This window comes from Paraburkholderia podalyriae, from assembly GCF_014397785.1.
In the GTDB taxonomy this organism is placed as follows: Bacteria; Pseudomonadota; Gammaproteobacteria; order Burkholderiales; family Burkholderiaceae; genus Paraburkholderia; species Paraburkholderia podalyriae.
Genome location: NZ_VZQQ01000101.1, coordinates 1 through 14,016 on the forward strand (window position 1 = coordinate 1; position 14,016 = coordinate 14,016).

Genomic DNA, 14,016 nt, shown 5'->3' on the forward strand with positions numbered 1-14,016 from the left:
GATGTCATGCGCAACGCCAATCCTGCTGTCCGGTCCGCTCGGTCACGTTGCCGAAACGACCGGTCACGTTGCCGAAATCGCCGGTCACGATCCCGAAACGGCTGGTCACCTTCATCCGAAATACGCAATATCTAGATGACCGGGAAGGTGACTGCCGATTAAATACTCGACGGGACCCGATTCTAAACTTACGTCACCCAACGCGATCCACGCTGTCACCAGCGCGAGCTCGGCGAGCACTGCCAATAATCGTAGTCTTGATGCCATCCGACTATCGACGAAGACATTGGATACTTGACTGGTATATGAGAGGCCCGCGCCCGAATATTATCGGTACCCAGCAAGACAGAAGCTATTCCACAAAGGCGTGAACCAGTGCGAAGCGATCGAAGTATCGACGCACTGCGAAACGCTACGCATTCGCCAATGCGGGCCGTCTATGCGAGGTCATGTTGCTGATGATCCTGCGACAGATGATCGATGGCGGTGCGACGGCGCCGGGACTGCTCGCCGGACTCTCCCACCCGGCGCTTCATCGCGCGTTGGTTGCGATGCACGACGCACCAGACCGGTCGTGGCGCGTGGAAGACCTTGCGTCTGTCGCGGGCATGTCACGCAGCCAGTTTATGGCCTCGTTTCGACAGACCGTAGGAACGACGCCGAGCGCGTACCTCACGGGCGTGGCGTCTTATGCTCGCGCGTCGCGCACTGGCCAACGTGGCAAGGTCAAGGCAGTTGCGCAGCGCGTTGGTTTGGGCAGTGCGTCCGCGTTTTCTCGCGCGTATTTGCGCGCCTTTGGATGCCCTCCGATTGCGATGCGCCAGTGCTAGCTGCGCGCAGCACACGATTCATGCGCACAGACGTCGCCGCCTCTTCCGAGGCGAGATGATGCTGATGCGACCGCGACGGGCGCAAACCGAGCCAGCTCGAGCTGTTGGTCGGCGCTGCCACGCGGACGCTATTCTTTACATGCATCGCATGCCGGCATCTTGGGGCTTGCCCTAATACACCCTGCTGCGTCGTTGGCGTAAGCCACTATTGACGAGTCTGTTAAGCGCGCAGGTGAGCCATGAAGAAGCTCTGGGTTTGGCTAATGTCGATCGCAATGCTGAGTAGCGTGGTGGCATGCGGAGGAGGCCACGACGATCACAGCGCCCGAAGGCCGTTTGGGGTTGCCGGCATCATGGAGGGAATCTGGAACGGCAATCTGCACTCGAACTTGACGGGCCGCGATACGGGCATGTTCGTGATCGTGACAGCTGGTGGCGCGTTTAGCCTTATCACCAACGACTGTGGGCAGATCTCTGCAAACATCGCCGCGGACGGATCATTTTTCTCTGGTGCCGGCACGACCTATTTGCAGACAAATTGCGATGGGGCAGATGTCACGGCGGCGCCGTTTACCGTCAGTGCGGGTCCTGTGCAGCCTTTCCAGATCGCTGGAGAGTTCGACCATCGTACCGGCACCGCATTCGCCAATTACACCACTGCCAATGACAGCGGCACGATCTCGTTCCTGGGCTTCTATCAGGACTACTTTGATGAGTCGGGCACGCTACTGCGCACCACAGGGGCCTACTCCATCTCACGGACACTCACCGCTCTGAGTATCGATGCCAACGGAAATCTCTCTTACCGGGATGCGGCCGGGCAGATTTTCCCCGGCACGTTGTCCACTATCGATCCGACGGTCGATGTCTATCGCATGACCCTGCACGTGGGCAGCCAGACACTGACCGGTATGGCTACCCTCGTCGATGACGGACATGGCAGGAACAACGACTTCCTGTTTGCGGTCGCCAATGCTGCACTGGCGTACAACGCAGAGCTAAGACGCAACTGAGTAAAACCAACACCATTTCGCGGGCAAAAACTGGCGCGGCTACAGGCTCCGCGCTTCGGAAACTGGGGTCAGTTTCAGCCTGGCTAGTTCGCAACCATGGCCGGCGAAGCCTGCACACGGCATTTCGCGTCGAGACTTGACAGTCGCCAGGAAAGGTAGGCCACTACGAGCACGACACGATGGCGTCTGGCGAGGCTGGACGAACGCAGATCGCCCGGATCGAGCGGCGACTGCGTCAGTGGATGCAGGAGGACAAAGCGGACCGGGCGCCATCCGGACCGCCAGCAAAGCGCCTTCAGGGGTACGCCGCTCGTCTGTCGGCCTACCGCCCCTATTAAGTCGCTGCTTTCCAGCACCTTGGGTGAATGGCGCGCACGCGCCATCATTCACCGATGAGTTTTGCTAAACATCAGGTCCGTCGATCGACAGCGCCAGCGCAGCGCGGGCGACGATCAGCGACTATAAGGAGCAATTGCTGCATCTCGCGCTGGTCGCTGATCCGAAGTATCTGCCTTTGCCGCTAACTGATATGACGACGTCTGCGTGCGAAAGATGTTCCCGTTTCGATCTGACGTCTCACTGGCTTCGTCGCATCGCAGGAAGCTTCTGTCGCTTTCGCTGCTGCTGGACCGATCGACCTTTCGGCTCGGAACCGCGCAAAGCATTTTCCAAGCCCTGTGAGAAACGATTGCCTATAGCGATCGTTTGCTCTCGGGTCACCCCGCGCCACCAATCGCAAGAGCGGTCCACGGTCTTAAGGTCATCAACTTCGCAGTTGCGACGCGCCTCAGTGCGTAAGAGAGCGGCACCGGTTCAATTGACGGCGGGCGTTCGGGGAATAAAGGAGTTGTCGTGGCAGTCTCAGCAAGATCATTGAGAGATTTGGTTCAGCATTGGCTGCTGGCCGACCCTCACGGATGTTTTAGAGTCAGTCATGTTGGACGATGGGGTAAAGCACGTTACGTTCGCGTCGTCGCAGACAATGCAGCGAATTCAATAGCAATGTTTTTTTTTCGTCATCGTGACGGCAGGTGGTGCATCTTTCCGCCGGACCCCGAGCGGCCAGCGATGTCGATCGACCGTGGGGTGGCCGCGCACGCTCAAGAGGCAGGGTGACTTACCCGACTTTCGACGATCTACCCGTTCACGCAATTCCTTTCCCCAGCTAACGCCTGCGGTGGTGGAACCGCCACTCATGCCGCCGCTGATATGAATTTCTCGCGAAAGGCGCGCAAGCCGCGCGAGCATCGGTGTCACGTTTGACATAAAAGCAATTAGCATTTTCATTAGCTAGTATAGCTAAGTATCGTGCGACATATAAAATCCCGCCTGCGGACCGGAGAAGCCTCGTCAGGAACTGCTCAGGTGGGTGAGCTGTAAGACCGCAGGTTTTTGCACAGCGATAGCGCTGATCCTGGAAAGTGCCGAATGACGTGGCCGGGGGATGCCGCGCCTAGTGGATGTCATGCATTTCCGCGATGCCGAGTTCACCGGCGAGCTGGCCGAGTCGTTTGTCCAAGGTCCAAAGTGACGCACCGGGAGTCATCAAAGTTGACGCAAGCAGCGTAAGGTCGCTGCTCCGTTTCGCATCCTCAAGCGACAGTTCGGTTACGTGAAGACCCGCTATCGTGGTTTGATGAAGAACACCGCCCAGATCACCACGCTGTTTGCTTTGGGCAATCTATGGATGGCGCGTAGAGCTTTGCGCAAAGCTTGAAACACCGGGCCGATGAAGATCACATGTCTGGTTGGAGCGCTCCGGCGCGCATGCCAACGAACCGCGTCAGTCTCACAACGCTTTTCGATACCCTGATAACCGGCGTCCGCGTACACATCCGTTTCTTTACCATGCAGCAATGCCTGGGCTACGGTGATGTCGTGAACATTGGCCGCCGTTCCGATGACCGTATGGACCAGGCCCGAGTCGGCGTCCACGCCGATATGCATCTTCATCCCGCAGTACCAGTTGCCACCTTTCTGCGTTGATTGCATTTCCGGATCACGCGTGCCGGAGCCATTCTTTGTCGAACTGGGCGCGGCAATCAGAGTGGCGTCGACTGCCGATCCAGCCTTGAGCATCAGGCCTTTCTCCGTCAGGATTTCATTGACTAGCGCCAGCATTTGCGCCGCCAGCCCGGGCTTTTCCAGCAGATGACGGAACCGGAGAATCGTGCTTTCGTCGGGCAAACGGACCATGCCGCCGTCGAGGCCCGCGAACTCGCGATACAGCGGCACGTCATAGAGTGCCTCTTCCATAGCAGGGTCTGATAGACCGAACCATTGCTGCATGAAATAAATCTGCAGCATCGTCGCAATCGGGAATGGTGGCCGACCGGTTTTGCCCGGGGGATAGTGCGGCTCGATTAGCGCAATCAGCTTCAACCAGGGCACAACGCGTTGCATCTCATCGAGAAATTCCCGCTTGCGCGTGCGCTTCGTTGACAGATCCAGACCAAGACCAAGCTGCGTCATCACGTTGCCCCTCACCTAATTCGCTCTGTTTCCAGGATAGCTCAGCAGCAACGCAATGCCAGGACTTTTGCAGACCTTCCTAAACGGTCCGGCGATACACGTTCTTCTTCAGCCAGGGGACGAACGTGTACTCGTCGTACGCGTTGCTACCGATATAATCCAGTTATGCAGAACGTTTAACATGGCGCCACTCAAATGAAATCGCAAAGTCCATGGAATCAAGATAGATGGACGACCCAAAGAAAACCATTCTACGAACGGTCGCTGCAATCCTCCGTTGGCATAGCGCAGTCATACGTTTGGATACCTCGATGCGTCCAGGAAGTGAGTGTTTGAGTAGCGATGTAACGGGATCCGTTACCGTAAGGCAGTCATACCTAGGTATGGGACAGCCATTCCTAAGCAGGAGCAATGCGTGCCATTCGTAGAATGGTCTTTTTTGTCTTGCACGTTTACGTTAATTCCATGGTCGGTGCGTCCGCGCGACACCTCCGCAACGGCAGCGTCTTCTTTGGTCATCAGTTTCTTCGGTCGGAGAACGTTATGCACGTTCGTATCGTGGCCAGGCGGGATCGTGTATCGGGGGACGGTGAAACTGAGCCGTGTCTGCGTTCAATTGCCCGGAGGACGACAGGGACCGGTGACGAGCATCGCATCGATCGGGTTGTTTTTCTTGCACGCCAAGATTTGCGCTGTACAGCTTGATACAGGGAGGTCGCTTGTGCTTCATTGTGTTCTGAGTTGCGCGGCCCGCCTGTGCGCGCGGACAACAATCCGGGCTGCCCAGACCGCTACGAGCCGAACGGCGCCGATGCGTGCGCGCAGGACGCGCTGGCGATCGAGTCGTTGGCTGAGGTGGCGACGCCACGGCTGACAATGGTCATCCCGGCACCACGACTGCCTCTGGCTTCGGAGGCATGAGTTCCGACAGCTCGGCGCGAGGAAGTTCGAGCGGGCACTGCAATGCAATCGACCAGTGACAGTTCGGGCACCGCTCCATTCATCAACCTTGGTGTCTAGGCGATGACCGAAGGTATAGGGGCAAATCCACCCACAATCACATCAGCGGGGCGTATGGTGGACACAGTTCCGCCGGGCGCCGGCGGCGACGACGTGTAGGAGAGGAGCCAGCTCGCGAGGCGAACCAGATAGCAGGAGAAGCACGCGGTTCGTCTTGTTGGTGCATTTGTTAGCTATCATTGCGGAGCATCCATGAACCTTAGAATCAGCGGACACCATCTCGAAGTCACTCCGGCACTGCGTGAATACGTGGTTACTAAGCTTGAGCGGATCTTGCGCCATTCGAAAAGGACATGTTAGAAATCTTGTGTGCTGAGGCCGGTTAGAAATCTCAGTTGATGGCGCTGGTGAACCGCTCGCCGAACAGAATGGCGAACTGATTCACTGCTTGCCGCCAGGTGATAGGCGGCATCTTCCAGTCCTTTTCGATGTTGCGCAAGGCCAGATACAGCAGTTTGCTGGCGGCCTCGTCGCTCGGGAAGTGGCCGCGGTTCTTGACGATCTTGCGCAACTGCATGTGCATGCTTTCGATCGCGTTTGTCGTATATACAATTCGACGTACCTCAGGCGGATAGGCGAAGAAGGGGATCACCTGTTCCCATTGGCGCTACCACATCGCCGTGACGGTAGGGAATTTGCGGCCCCACTCGCTGCCCGCAAAGGCGTCGAGCGCCGCTGCCGCCGCCTCGGCGGTGACGGCCTGGTAAATCGGCTTGATCGCGGCAGCCAGCGGGCTTGCGGTCCTTCCAGCTCGCCAGATTCAGCGAATTGCGGATCAGATGGACGATGCAGGTCTGGATCTGGGCGGCCGGATAGACTGCCTCGATCGCTTCGGGGAAGCCGCGTAAGCCGTCAACCACCGCGATCAGGATGTCGTGCAAGCCGCGGTTCTTCAGTTCGTTGAAAACCTTCAGCCAGAACTTGGCGCCCTCGGTTTGCTCGATCCACAAGCCCAGCACTTCCTTGCGACCGTCGGCGCGGATGCCCAGCGCCAGATAGACCGCCTTGTTCTTGACCGTGCCTTCGTCGCGGATCTTCAGGCGCAGCGCGTCAAAGTACACGATCGGATACATGGCCTCGAGCGGGCGTTGCTGCCACTGCTCGACCTCAGCCAGCACCTCGTCGGTGACCGTCGAAATCAGATCGGGCGACACCTGCAGCCCGTACAACTGCAGCAAATGGCCCTGAATCTCGCGCACGCTCATGCCGCGCGCATACATGCTGATGACGTGGTCATCGAAGCCCGGTAGCCGGCGTTGATACTTGCCGACCAATTGCGGCTCGAATGTCGCTTGCCGGTCGCGCGGAATATCCAGCATCAGTTCGCCATTGGGCGTCAGGACCGTCTTGGGGCTGGTGCCGTTGCGGTGGTTGCCGGACTTGCCTTGCTCGGTCTCGGCTTCCAGATGGTGGCTCAACTCGGCCGCGAGCATGCGCTCGGCCAGCCGTTTCTTGAGCTGGCCGGCCAGACCTGATTCGCCCAGGACCGACTCAGCATCCTTGCCCTGCACCTGGGCAAGCAATTGGTCGATCAACTCATCGGGAAACAGCTTCGGTGCCTTCGGGTTCTTGTTCTTCTTTGTCACGGTTGCTTCGGTCATAGGACGTTATTTCCGTTATCGTCTCATGACCTCGGCACACAGAAAATCTGACAGGCTCTTCGAAAACGTCATTGATGTGACCGTCCTTCTTCCACTTCGCCCACGGGTTCAGCTGTTCGGGAACTGTTGAACACGTCAGTATTACTTCTACCGCTCAATGCGCATGCCCGTGGCCTCCGCCACCACCCCAGTAATGGCCGCCGCCCATGGCACGCCCGGGGTATCCGTTGCCACCCCAGCCCCATGACCGCCCCAACCGCCTCGATATCCGTGGCCCCAATAGCCGTGGTGGCCCCCGCCGTAACAGCAGCCGCCCCAATAGCCGAAACTCAGTGACACCGATGGTCCCCACCACGCGGGCCAGCCGTAGGACGGATACGCGACGGGGTAATACGCAGGCATGGTGAAGACGGGCGCGGCTGGCGCGATATAGGTGTTCGCCGATGCAGATACATCTGACGCGACCGCACCGGTCGCGGCTACGTCGGTCATCGAGAAAGGATATTGCTGCTGCGCCGCCCCCGCCGGCACTTCGCCGTAGGGAACGTAGCCGAAGGGCAGGTAGTAGCGAAGAGCAGCGTCCGCATAGCTCTCGCGACCGTTCGGGTCAGGCTGAATCTTGCACTCGCCAATAGGCATCCTGCTTGCCGGCTACGCTCAAGAACCGTATTAATTGAAGACGCGCCGCATGTTGCGTCGCATCAGACCCCGGAGCTGGTCATGAAAACGCTGGATGCAACCTCGCGCGGGGGCGGCGTCGTTGCGGTGGTGGTCGTGTCCGCAGCTTTGTCCGGTTGCTTCCTTGTAGACGCAACCCGCGCGGAGCGCTTACATGCCGCCTAGGTATTTACCTCCTGTGTCAGGGCTGGCGAGAGGCTGAATGAGAATGTTGCGCCGCCTTAAGAACAACTGGGGGGCCCAGATTTGCCCACCATGGGCTGCATGAATAGAACTGGAAATCGCAGACTCATCACCCTGCCGGAAATGCATGTCGTACAGAACGGTTCGAAGGTCGCGGAAGCTTTTCCTCACGGATACCAGACCCCGAGTCGTTAACCGCGGCGACAACATCGCCTTCAGGGTCAAGGCGGGACTGGACTATGCACGGTTCGGCACCGCCCGTTAATCTCCTAAGCGAAGTTATACGCCCGTATACCCACGTAACGCTAACGCGGTATCGACATATCCGACCGCATAGTAGATTTGCCATTCGGCAAAACCTACTCTTCTCTCATCGAGACAGCGTTGCCGTTATGACAGCGCAAAGCTCGCGGTTCGGCCCGACCACAATCGCCTTTTGGGGTGGCCCGACCCGTTCGTTTTTTGACGTCTTCAAGGATTCATCGTGTCAGCTGTTTTGCACAACTGGATATATATCGGCAGTAACGCGTATGCGGAGTACACGTTCGTGCCGTGGCTTGACAGGAACATCTATCGCCGTACCGTCGACCTCTCCGCCATATGCATCCAGTAGCCGCAAGTCAGGAATTATTCGACCTCTAGCCATGTACTGTGAAGCTCTGTTGTGCAGGTCGTTGAGAGTTCAACGGCTCCCGGCACTGTCGCACCGCGCGGATGCACGCTACCAAAAGACCTTCGGGAGCCACCAATGGCCGCAAAGTCTGCATTGAGGAGCATCACCCCATCGGGAATTCCGACGCTACGCGAAGACCTCAAAACACAGCTCGCGCCCATTGCCGCCGCACTGACGGAAGAAATCGCGGCGCTGTTGGCAGCCGCTCTCGACGACGGAAGAGAACAGACGCTCGACCGTCTGTCGCAGGCGCTAAGCGACGCGGTCCCAGAGTTTCTGCTAGGGGCGTTTGAACCGAAAATGCTCGCAAACGGAAAGTCAGCGTCGGAATGTCGGCCATCGCTTGTCGCGGTAATGCGCGCGAGTCAGGCTGCACCCACCGGGGAAGCATGCGCACCTGATGAAGACGGAAGCACAGACTTTGCTGTTGGCGGCGTCAGCTGCCGCGAGAACGCTCCCGTCCAACGGACTGCTTTCAACGCGTGGGAGCAGCGGAATAGCTGTTGCCGGCAAACAGACGAAGTGAAAGACCACCGCTTCGGGGGCGGGTCATGGTGATGGTGTTACTGGTCGATGACGACATGAGCCTGCTTCAGGCGCTTGAAACGTTGATTTGCGGAGAAGGTTACGAGGTAATGACTGCGTTGAACGGGGATGAGGCACTGCAGGCAGCACGCCGAAGGCGCCCTGACATCGTGGTTTCGGATTTCATGATGCCGGTCATGGACGGACCCACCCTCATAGGCGCGCTCGCGGCCGAGCCGGACTTCGCAACTATTCCTGTCCTTCTGAACTCAGCGGTGGCGACACCACCGGCCCACCTGCAGGTGTCGGCGTTTCTGAGAAAGCCAGTCGCAGCCTCGCGCCTGCTCGAACTGCTTCGACTGCACAGTCACAGTAGCGCCCAATCGCCTTGACTGGTCACTTCGATATGCCGCCAATGGAAAGCCATTCCTGCCTCCATCAAGGAGTACCGCATTTTCGAAGAAAGCGCAGCCGCTGGAAACAGTGCTAAAGGGAGGAACACGATGTTGAACGCTGAACCGAATACGGACTCTGACATCCTGTCAGAGAGTGGCTCCAATCGTACGTCTATTGTCCCCGCGCTGGCTTCAGCCCATTATCCGTCGCCGCACCGGCCGGGCCGGCTCGCCCAGTCAAAGTCCGCTTGTGGCACTTCTTCGCCGAATGGCATGGACCCCTGGGCATCGACGCTCGCAGCCGTCCATCGATTTTCTTCCCCGCCAGACCCGATGCGAACTACTCCGGCCCTGTCCGTCCGTCCCCGCTCCACGGGCGATCCGTTCCGTCCCCGGCAGACGGGCGGCGACGTGCGACCCTTCACTGTGACCGTCGTTGAGGAACTGTCCAATTCTCTCTTCGTGCTGCGCTGGCGTGACGCGACGCTTTGCAACTACGAAGAGCAGGTCTGGTCGGCGTGTCTCGCTCGCGCGTCAGGGTGTTGCGCCCTATCCGGCAAGCATATCAATCTGGGCGACTCGGTCTACCGTCCCCGAGTCCGCGGACGAGTCATACCACTTAACAGAGACGCAATGATTCTCGCCAGCGAGCTGGTCCAAGCCCGCACAGGCGCCTGACACGCGCTGGAGTTAATGTATGTTGGACTCGGACTCACTCAGCTAAAGCATCCCCAGAACACAGGCGGTCTCAGGGTGCTCTCCACCGCCTGGCCACAGGAGATTCAATATGAAACTTGAGGCCGCCACGTTCGTGCGACTACGCCGTCTCGCCCCGGTTCTCGACGACATACTCAGCGCAGGCGAGGTCGACCACGCAGACCAGGCCGTAGACCTTGATTCGCTCGCCCAGCTATGCTCACAGCTCTTCGATGCATACCGCGGCCAACATCCGGGCGAGATTGCGCAAGTGCGACTCGACGCCCTTGAGTCGCGGTAACGCACCGCTTATGGACTGGCTGGCTGCTTCAGGTGGCGGCCATTCAATTCGCGATGTTGAACGTTGTTTCACGGCCATACTGGCCGGTCGCGTCATGCTTCGGATCCCGACTGAATGACTGTTTCGCGGAACCATGGACCAACTGGCGCTTTCGGCCAGGTTGTGCTCTTCAACATTGGACAATGAAGGGCAGACCGCTTTCCTGACGGCCACCGACCACAGCCGAAGGCCGCCTGGCAACTGGCGCGACCGTCAGACGGTCGCGCAGGAATAGCTCGCATTACTTTCGTTACCGTCGATTTTTTCGCACCGATCTTCTTTGCAGACACTTCTTGGCGCCGGATCGTGTTCTACGATGAACTCGCGCAGTTGCGGATAGATGATGGTGCGCCAGCGGCGGCCGGAGAAGATCCCGTAGTGGCCGCACTTTTCGGCGGTGAAGTGGCGCTTGTGCTGCGCCGGAATGCCGGTGCACAACTCGTGCGCGGCATAGGTCTGACCGTCGCCGGAGATATCGTCCAGTTCGCCTTCGATCGTGAAGAGCGCGGTCTTCGTGATGTCCTGCGGCTTCACCCGCTCGCCGGCGACGTCCCACGTGCCTTCGGCAAGACGGAACTCCTGGAACACCACGCGGATCGTGTCGAGGTAATAGTTCGCGTCCATGTCGAGCACCGCGTTGTACTCGTCGTAGAAACGGCGATGCGCTTCCGCGTCGTCTTCGTCGCCGCGCAGCAGGCTCTGGTAGAAGTCCCAGTGCGAAGCCGCATGACGTTCCGGATTCATCGCGACAAAACCGGTGTGCTGCAGAAAACCCGGGTAGACCTTCCGGCCCACGCCCGGATAGTTGGCCGGCACGTTGTAGATTACGTTGGCTTCGAACCAGCCGATCGAGTGCTGCGTCGCGAGCGAATTGACTGACGTCGGGCTCCTACGCGCATCGATCGGACCACCCATCATCGTCATCGTGCGCGGCGTGTCGTCGCCGCGGCTCGCCATCAGCGAAATCGCGGCGAGCACCGGCACCGTCGGCTGGCAGACCGAGATCACGTGCAGATTCTTCGCGCCGATGTGGCGGATGAACTCCTGGATGTACGCGACGTAGTCGTCGAGATGGAACGGACCGTCTTCGAGCGGCACCATGCGCGCGTCGATCCAGTCGGTGATGTAGACCTTGTGGTCTTGCAGCAACGTGGTGACGGTGTCGCGCAGCAGCGTGGCGTGGTGTCCCGACAACGGTGCGCATACCAGCACGACCGGTTCATCTTTCAATTGAGTAACGGCGTCGCTGTCGTCGGCGAAACGCTTGAAGCGCATCAGACGGCAGAACGGTTTTTCGATGATCGTCTGTTCGACGATCGGGATATTGTGCCCGTCCTTGACGATCTGATGCAGGTTGAACTCCGGTTTTTCGTAGTCCTTGCCGAGCCGGTACAGCAGTTCGTAGCCGGCGGAAAGGCGCGTGGCGCCCGGCACATAGGCTAGCGGACTGGCCGGATTCGCAAATGATTTCGATGCTGCCTGGGCCCAGGCGGTGAGCGGGCTCAGAAGTGCCCGCTGGAATTCGTGCAATTGATAGAGCATGTTTCCCTAAGGATAAGCTGGGTAAGACGCGAGGAATTCCTTGTTGTGCTGTATTGGAACGGATGAGGTAGCCGCATGCGACGCCGCGCCCGGGGGCTCGCGAGCAGCCATTCGCTGCGTACGCGACGCGATGGGCTGAACTTGCCCTCCGGTCTAATTTGGCCGTTCGGGCTACCAGGCTACGTTGTTCAAGGAACCAATCGCGCATGGCTGACGGAATGGAACGCGCCATAACGGCAGGTTGCAATCGCTTCAGCGTCGGACTGTGAAGCAGCCTGTGCGAAGGCAACCGACCATCGGCCGCAGACATCACGATAACGGATCGAATAGATGAACATGACAATCTCCTGTGGCATCTCCGATCAACGGGGCCTTGGCGCCCTTCGTCCAGTCGGCCAGACGATAGGCGGTCGAGCGATTTGATCAGCGTTCGTTTTATGTACCGCGTAGAAGACGCTGGTCGCTGCCGTCGACATCGGATCGTCTCGACGCCAGCTGGACCAGATCTCTTGCGTTCCTGCTCATCGTGACCCTCACTGGATACAGATGCGGCCAAGCTAAGGTCAACAGTCCGGCGATACAGTTCTTATCCAGACAGGGGACGAACGTGTACTCGTCGTACGCGCTGCTACGGATATAAGCCCAGCTACGCGGAACGTCTAACATGACTGCCACTCAAATAAAAATCGCGAATTCCATGGAATCAAGGTAGACGGATAACCAAAAGAAAACCATTGTACGAACGGTCGCCGCAGCCCTCCATGGGCATAACGCGCTCATACCTTTGGATGCAGCGAGGCGTCCAGGAGCGAGGGTTCGAGTCTTGCCGGCAATGTAGCGGGAGCCGTCACAGTAAGCCGGTCATACGCAGGTATGAGACAGCCATTCCTAAGGTCGATGAATGGAGCGGCGGCGAAGTACTTCAGCGCTATGAGCGCCGAGGGTATTGCCAAGTTGAAGCCGGGGTCGACAAATATAATGGGGGATGAAGAAAGCTTCCGTCTCCGTTTTGCCGTCGGCCGAGGCGCCGATTTCGTTCAAGGGCTATCGATTTCCGCCGGAAATTCAGTTACGCGGTGTGGCTGTGGTTCCCGCTCAGCCTGCGCATGGTCGAGGAGCTGCTGGCGGCACGGGGAATCGAGCTTACGTACGAAACGGTGCGGTGCTGGCTGACGAAGTTCGGTCTTGCGATCGCGAAGCGTATCCGTTCGACAGCGCCGGGTCGCGGCGACAAGTGGCACCTAGCACTTGGATGAGGTGGTCGTGACGATCAGCGGCAGGAAGCATTGGCTGTGGCGGGCCGTCGATCAGCAAGGCGCAGTGCTCGATGTGCTGGTGCAGAGCCGCCGCGACAAGGCGGCGGCCAAACGGCTGATGCGCAAGCTGCTCAGGCGCCACGGCTGCCCACGCGTGATCGTAACGGACAAGCTGCGCAGCTACGCGGCGGCGAACAATGAACTGGGCCTGAACGTCGAGCATCGGCAGCACAAAGGACTGAACAACCGGGCGGAGAATTCGCACCAGCCCACACGCATGCGCGAGAAGGTGATGCGGCGCTTCAAGTCGGCGCGCCATCTACAACGATTCACGTCGGTCCATGCTCAGGTCAGCAACCTGTTCATGCACTGCCGCTACAACGCGAACGCGCAACAGAAACGGCAGGCCCGCAAGCAGGCGTTCAAGGCGTGGGAAACCGTAACGGACAATCTGATGCTGGATCGCATTGCCGCATAAATTAGTGAACCGTATGTTAAGCGCTGTCACCTGCGCGCCCTTAGAGGGTAGCCACGTCCCCTCGCGGAAACGCGGCCCCCGAAGAACGCAGCATGCGACTTTGACCGCACTGCGCTCGCGCACAGTATTAAGCATCTTACTGACGCCGGCCGTGCCCGACTCCACACGACCTTCGCACGCGTCACACGAGCTAAAGTCGGAAGTGGTGTACGGGGGAGTTGAGGCGGGAGATTGTAGGCGGTGGAGGTTTCAGCTGAGAATCTGATTGTCGAAGTCGGAAACCAGCAAACAACAAACCATCCACCATGAACAAG

10 protein-coding genes and 6 pseudogenes are annotated in these 14,016 nt (G+C 58.8%); 10 read left to right on the forward strand and 6 right to left on the reverse strand.

Translation table 11 applies throughout. The annotated features are described in order from the left end of the window. Nucleotides 1-551: 551 nt before the first annotated feature. Nucleotides 552-830: a helix-turn-helix transcriptional regulator gene (locus F6X42_RS46180; protein WP_376776513.1), complete on the forward strand. Its 279-nt coding sequence runs from the start codon at nt 552-554 to the stop codon at nt 828-830. A 239-nt stretch (nt 831-1,069) separates the two neighbouring features. Then, the gene (locus F6X42_RS39610) at nt 1,070-1,843 is read left to right on the forward strand and encodes a hypothetical protein (RefSeq protein ID WP_187639278.1); all 774 of its coding nucleotides are present in this window, start codon (nt 1,070-1,072) and stop codon (nt 1,841-1,843) included. A gap of 1,453 nt (nt 1,844-3,296) precedes the next feature. Here F6X42_RS39610 and F6X42_RS44880 read toward each other — a convergent pair. Then, nucleotides 3,297-3,416: pseudogene (locus F6X42_RS44880) on the reverse strand (VapC toxin family PIN domain ribonuclease); the annotation flags it as partial. On the opposite strand from F6X42_RS44880, the pseudogene F6X42_RS39615 reads away from it, so the two are divergent. Further along, nucleotides 3,411-3,560 (forward strand): annotated as a pseudogene (locus tag F6X42_RS39615) (IS5/IS1182 family transposase); the annotation flags it as partial. The pseudogenes F6X42_RS44880 and F6X42_RS39615 overlap by 6 nt on opposite strands. Before the next feature lie 38 nt (nt 3,561-3,598). On the opposite strand, the pseudogene F6X42_RS39620 reads toward F6X42_RS39615, so the two are convergent. Next, nucleotides 3,599-4,315, reverse strand: a pseudogene (locus F6X42_RS39620) (IS5 family transposase); the annotation flags it as partial. 1,212 nt (nt 4,316-5,527) lie between these two features. Here F6X42_RS39620 and F6X42_RS39625 point away from each other — a divergent pair. After that, nucleotides 5,528-5,620 (forward strand): annotated as a pseudogene (locus tag F6X42_RS39625) (HPF/RaiA family ribosome-associated protein); the annotation flags it as partial. Nucleotides 5,621-5,666: 46 nt separating this feature from the next. Here the strand turns inward: F6X42_RS39625 and F6X42_RS39630 are convergent. Both F6X42_RS39630 and F6X42_RS39635 read right to left on the reverse strand, forming a co-directional pair. Further along, a pseudogene (locus F6X42_RS39630) lies at nt 5,667-6,936 on the reverse strand (IS256 family transposase). Between the two features lie 147 nt (nt 6,937-7,083). Next, nucleotides 7,084-7,428, reverse strand: coding sequence for a hypothetical protein (locus tag F6X42_RS39635; protein WP_312893010.1), 345 nt, complete (start codon nt 7,426-7,428; stop codon nt 7,084-7,086). Nucleotides 7,429-8,281: 853 nt separating this feature from the next. Here F6X42_RS39635 and F6X42_RS45445 point away from each other — a divergent pair. The 5 genes from F6X42_RS45445 to F6X42_RS39655 all read left to right on the forward strand — a co-directional run bounded on the left by F6X42_RS45445 (nt 8,282) and on the right by F6X42_RS39655 (nt 10,387). Beyond that, on the forward strand, nt 8,282-8,410 hold the full coding sequence (locus F6X42_RS45445; protein WP_281394095.1) for a hypothetical protein: 129 nt from the start codon (nt 8,282-8,284) through the stop codon (nt 8,408-8,410). A gap of 135 nt (nt 8,411-8,545) precedes the next feature. Continuing rightward, the gene (locus F6X42_RS39640) at nt 8,546-9,028 is read left to right on the forward strand and encodes a hypothetical protein (RefSeq protein WP_187639279.1); all 483 of its coding nucleotides are present in this window, start codon (nt 8,546-8,548) and stop codon (nt 9,026-9,028) included. Continuing rightward, nucleotides 9,028-9,387: a response regulator gene (locus tag F6X42_RS39645; RefSeq protein ID WP_281394094.1), complete on the forward strand. Its 360-nt coding sequence runs from the start codon at nt 9,028-9,030 to the stop codon at nt 9,385-9,387. The genes F6X42_RS39640 and F6X42_RS39645 overlap by 1 nt, the downstream gene beginning before the upstream one ends. Before the next feature lie 336 nt (nt 9,388-9,723). Continuing rightward, nucleotides 9,724-10,068: a DUF3331 domain-containing protein gene (locus tag F6X42_RS39650; RefSeq protein WP_187639283.1), complete on the forward strand. Its 345-nt coding sequence runs from the start codon at nt 9,724-9,726 to the stop codon at nt 10,066-10,068. 109 nt (nt 10,069-10,177) lie between these two features. Beyond that, nucleotides 10,178-10,387, forward strand: coding sequence for a hypothetical protein (locus F6X42_RS39655; protein WP_187639281.1), 210 nt, complete (start codon nt 10,178-10,180; stop codon nt 10,385-10,387). Nucleotides 10,388-10,639: 252 nt separating this feature from the next. Here F6X42_RS39655 and F6X42_RS39660 read toward each other — a convergent pair whose 3' ends face one another. Further along, nucleotides 10,640-11,968, reverse strand: a complete 1,329-nt coding sequence (locus F6X42_RS39660; RefSeq protein WP_187639282.1) for a polyhydroxyalkanoate depolymerase — start codon at nt 11,966-11,968, stop codon at nt 10,640-10,642. 188 nt (nt 11,969-12,156) lie between these two features. Further along, the gene (locus F6X42_RS39665) at nt 12,157-12,306 is read right to left on the reverse strand and encodes a hypothetical protein (RefSeq protein WP_162633939.1); all 150 of its coding nucleotides are present in this window, start codon (nt 12,304-12,306) and stop codon (nt 12,157-12,159) included. Nucleotides 12,307-12,953: 647 nt separating this feature from the next. Between F6X42_RS39665 and F6X42_RS39670 the strand changes: the two are divergent. Continuing rightward, nucleotides 12,954-13,702, forward strand: a pseudogene (locus F6X42_RS39670) (IS6 family transposase). Nucleotides 13,703-14,016 lie beyond the last annotated feature (314 nt).